At 40.2% G+C, this 3,374-nt stretch carries 4 protein-coding genes; 3 read left to right on the top strand and 1 reads right to left on the bottom strand.

The window, feature by feature from the left end; all coding sequences use genetic code 11:
* The first annotated feature begins 306 nt into the window (after positions 1–306).
* The 3 genes from DWW13_RS18045 to DWW13_RS18055 all read left to right on the top strand — a co-directional run bounded on the left by DWW13_RS18045 (position 307) and on the right by DWW13_RS18055 (position 2,041).
* Entirely contained in the window at positions 307–684 is a 378-nt protein-coding gene (locus tag DWW13_RS18045) for a TnpV protein (RefSeq protein ID WP_118720785.1), read from the top strand.
* Between the two features lie 105 nt (positions 685–789).
* Entirely contained in the window at positions 790–1,269 is a 480-nt protein-coding gene (locus DWW13_RS18050; protein WP_055154158.1) for an MGMT family protein, read from the top strand.
* A 121-nt stretch (positions 1,270–1,390) separates the two neighbouring features.
* Complete coding sequence (locus DWW13_RS18055; RefSeq protein ID WP_118720787.1) at positions 1,391–2,041, top strand: helix-turn-helix transcriptional regulator; 651 nt, start codon at positions 1,391–1,393, stop codon at positions 2,039–2,041.
* Between the two features lie 106 nt (positions 2,042–2,147).
* On the opposite strand, the gene DWW13_RS18060 is transcribed toward DWW13_RS18055, so the two are convergent.
* Positions 2,148–2,954 (bottom strand): helix-turn-helix transcriptional regulator, encoded by an 807-nt coding sequence (locus DWW13_RS18060; RefSeq protein WP_055154162.1) that lies wholly within the window; start codon positions 2,952–2,954, stop codon positions 2,148–2,150.
* Positions 2,955–3,374: the final 420 nt, after the last annotated feature.

The raw sequence follows: 3,374 nt of genomic DNA on the forward strand, positions 1-3,374 counted from the left end.
CAACAACTGTTATATATAAAACAAGGGTGAAAAGCTCAAACCAGGTTATGCCAGAAAGCAAAAATTTACAAAGGCTTACAAAGCCCGAAAAACCAAGAAAAACTAAGAAATGCGAGGTTATGCAACAATGATAAAAGTACTCTTTATTTGCCACGGCAGGATTTTCTGTTCAGAATGAAAAGTCTCAAATCGTCTTAAATACTTCTATAAATAGCATTTCTTGTGTTCCATTCTCAATTTTACCAATGATTTACCAATATTTCTGGAGAGTCAGACTTGCAAAACCAGAATGAGGAGATTAAAAATATGAACAAATTGAAACCAAGAATAACGGAAAACGGAATTGATTATATCCTTGTCGGAGATTACTACATCCCGGATTTGAAACTGCCGGAGGAACACCGCCCCATTGGGAAGTATGGACGGCTACATCAGGAATATTTAAGAGAAGTCCACCCAGCCAGATTGAACACATTGATATTGACCGGGGAGTTATGGACATATCTTGCAGACCTGAACGAACAGGCACAGGAACGGTTAGACATCATCATGGAACAGATGAAAACTGCCGAGGGCGTAACCGAGGAATTGAAGCGTACCCATCAAATGGAATGGGTGCAGCGTTGCAATAACATTCACAACCGGGCAGAAGAAATTGTTTTGCATGAGATGATTTATTCGTAATGATATGTTAAGAGTTAAGCAAATATGAAGTTGTCAAGTTTTTTCAAACAGCCTCATTGCATAGAAATGACAAACAGATTATTCTTAAAGCAGGAGGTGGCAGAAATGGCAAACGAAGATAAGAAAGATTTTAATGCTATGTTGCACGACAATAAGGATATGCCAAAATTTCAAATCATTACAGACCAGAAAAGTATTGAAAAATATGGTGGCAGTAAAATGTATTTTGCACCGCCAATCGACTATGACAAAGTAATGAAAAAAATTCCGTATGGTAAAGTGATTACCGTCGGGAAAATACGAGAATACTTTGCGGAGTTAAGTAGTGCAGATTTTACAGAACCGATTACAGCAGGAATTTTTGTTTCTATTGTGGCATGGGCGAGTTATCAGCGTTCAGAAGATGAAACGCCTTATTGGAGAACATTGAAAGCAAACGGAGAACTAAATGCTAAATACCCAAATGGTATTGAAGCACAAAAAGAAAAATTAGAAGCAGAAGGACACACCATCATTCAAAAAGGGCGTAAAAATGTACGATACTATGTAAAGGACTATGAAAACTCCCTCTTTGATTTGAAATAGGTAAATTTGAATTTGGCAGATGTAAAAGGATTTTGACACTCATAATAAGTGATGTCAAAGCTATTTTGTAGACAATAGTGGGTGTTTTTCCTACAATAAAAGTGCAAGGAGGTATAGTGGCATGGAGCATGATATTGGATGCAAAATCAAGGCAGCCCGAATTGAAAAAAAGCTGACGCAAGAACAGGTTGCCGAATTGTTGGGTGTGAGTCGTCAGACCATCTCAAATTGGGAAAATGAAAAATCCTATCCAGATATTATCAGCGTCATTAAAATGAGCGAATGCTACGATGTCTCTCTTGACTATCTATTGAAAGGAGAACAAAAAATGAAAAGCTATTATGATTATCTTGAAGAAAGTACGAATGTTGTGAAAAGCAATGCCAACAGAAACAAGATTATTACGATTCTCTCCTATCTCTTGATTTGGGCGTTTGCAATGATAGTGTTCTGGTTTTTTACAAGTGGAAGTGACGCTATGGGTTACAGTTTGATGTTTCTTTGGTTTATTCTTCCTATATCCACATTTATTGTATCTATTGTTATTGGTAAAAATAACTTTTGGGGAAAAGGAAAATGGGCATTCACTCTTTTCTTTGGCGTAATGTATATGCTTGCTGAATATGGCACATTCAAAATGGCAAACAACATTGCTTTTAACAAACTGAATGCCCCTGACTTGGGAATGATTGTAGCCGGAGCAATAATCTCTGCAATCGGTATGTTGGTAGGTTCACTGTGGAATAAGAAACGCCACAATCAAAAAAAATAAGTAACAAGAAAAATCCCAACTTGTTATTCTGAAAATTTAACTGAATAACCACAGCACAAACCGCTGCTACATGGAAGCTAACAAACCATGCAACAGCGGTTTTTCTTTATCGTTTTTTCCTCTGGCTGATAGGCGTTCCCATTTTCTTTGATTTTTTGAGAATCCGAATCAGCCAGCGAAATTCTTCGTCTGACAGATTTTTATAGTTGATACCAAGCTGCTTGCAGTAAAGAACAACCAGCTTTTCATCCCGACTGCCCTTGAAATTTTCGACTGCTTCCAGATTTTCTTTCAGTTCATCGGCAACGGTAGTTTGGGGTGCGCTCTCGCTGTCCTTTTTGTGGGCTTCCCGAATATCCCGGATAATGAGATTGAGGTCATCCCGTACCATGTGGCTGAAATACTCATCATCACTGATATGGGCAGCTTGCAGCACCTTTAAATGCGGGTCATCTTCGCCGGGGCGATACCGTTCAATGATTTCATGTCGGACGGTATCGACAAGGGCATTGAGGTTCTGAATCTGCATGGTGGCAATCCCATCCACATAAATCTCAATGTCCGCAAGAAACTTGATAAAGTCCTTATGGGTGGCAAGTTCGCAGAGCAGGCGGTTGTTAATCCGACCGCTTTTCAGGAGTGCCACCATTTCATCACTCAAATGCAGCTCCCTTAATGGCGTGTTGATCTCTGTCCTGTTCTCTGACCGGCAAAAGAGATAATCGAGGGACACCCCATAAAAATCTGCCAGCAGGATAAGGTTGCCATGATTGATTTCCTTATAGTCATCTTTTTCATAACTGCCAAGAGCCGATTTTGAAATACCCGTTTGCTCTGCCAGTTCTTCCAGTTTTAATCCTTTGTTTAATCGTAAATCTTTTAGCCGTTCCTGTATTGTAGTAGCTCCGTTCATTGAAGCAGCTCCCCCTTTTTGACAACATATATAACCGTTGAATTGATTATACCATATCAATTCCGCAATCGTGGAAATTTCTGATTTTTACCCCTGATTCCTACTTTGTGGACATACGGCACAGGGCACAAAAATGTTCTATGATACAGGTAGTTCATCGATGGATTATTCCAATCGAATGACCAGCCTGTGTGGGATATGCTTCCCTGGCGATGTAGCGCCATGACTTTTGGCAGGGATATGGAGGAACCCTGACCGAAACGAGCGTACCAAAGGGAGCGATACGCCGCTGTGAGATTCAGGGGAGGAACGACACCGGGGAGAACTGGCGAACTGACACCGAAATGATACCGAAACACGACAATCTGATAGGGGGACAGTCTACCCTATCGCTGATACTTCGGGAGATTTTAAGCGGCT

Source organism: Blautia sp. AF14-40 (assembly GCF_003479665.1).
Taxonomy (GTDB): Bacteria; Bacillota; Clostridia; order Lachnospirales; family Lachnospiraceae; genus Fusicatenibacter; species Fusicatenibacter saccharivorans.

Coding starts and splice junctions, on each gene's coding strand:
- DWW13_RS18045 (WP_118720785.1), top strand. CDS start 307: ATGAACAAATTGAAACCAAGAATAACGGAAAACGGAATTGATTATATC.
- DWW13_RS18050 (WP_055154158.1), top strand. CDS start 790: ATGGCAAACGAAGATAAGAAAGATTTTAATGCTATGTTGCACGACAAT.
- DWW13_RS18055 (WP_118720787.1), top strand. CDS start 1,391: ATGGAGCATGATATTGGATGCAAAATCAAGGCAGCCCGAATTGAAAAA.
- DWW13_RS18060 (WP_055154162.1), bottom strand. CDS start 2,954: ATGAACGGAGCTACTACAATACAGGAACGGCTAAAAGATTTACGATTA.